This window comes from Treponema sp. UBA6852 (genome assembly GCA_002449305.1).
Taxonomy (GTDB): Bacteria; Spirochaetota; Spirochaetia; order Treponematales; family Treponemataceae; genus Treponema_D.
Window position 1 is genome coordinate 14,254 of record DKDI01000021.1, and the last position, 379, is coordinate 14,632.

Annotated in this window: 1 pseudogene; it reads right to left on the reverse strand. The window is 50.1% G+C overall.

The annotated features are described in order from the left end of the window. Positions 1–325 (reverse strand): annotated as a pseudogene (locus B3209_RS04995) (hypothetical protein); the annotation flags it as partial. Between the last annotated feature and the right edge of the window lie 54 nt (positions 326–379).

A 379-nucleotide genomic window follows, 5' to 3' on the forward strand; every position in this document is an offset into this window, starting at 1 on the left:
TCTTTCCGCGGATTTCAGGACGGGCATTGCTTCTCTGCTCACGCGCCGCGCGGTTCAAAAGCGCAGTGTGGTCAGTCGGATATGCGTCTTTCGCTTCAAGGCGGAAAATGTCCGCGCCGGTCTCATCTGCAATAAGGCCAGCCACATACTGAACATTCCCCAACGCCTTTCCGTCCACCACGACAAGACTGTTCTCCTCGTTCCGCGTAAGCCCCGAAGTCTTAGTGCTTTCAGGAACAGAAAAATAAACAACAAGCGGCTTTGCAGAAGCCGAAAAACACAGCGCGGCCGCCGCAATAAAAGCCAAAATCAGTTTTTTCATCATTCGTAACCTCTCTTGAAAGATTTCCGCCGAATCTCTTTATGCCTAGAATATAAA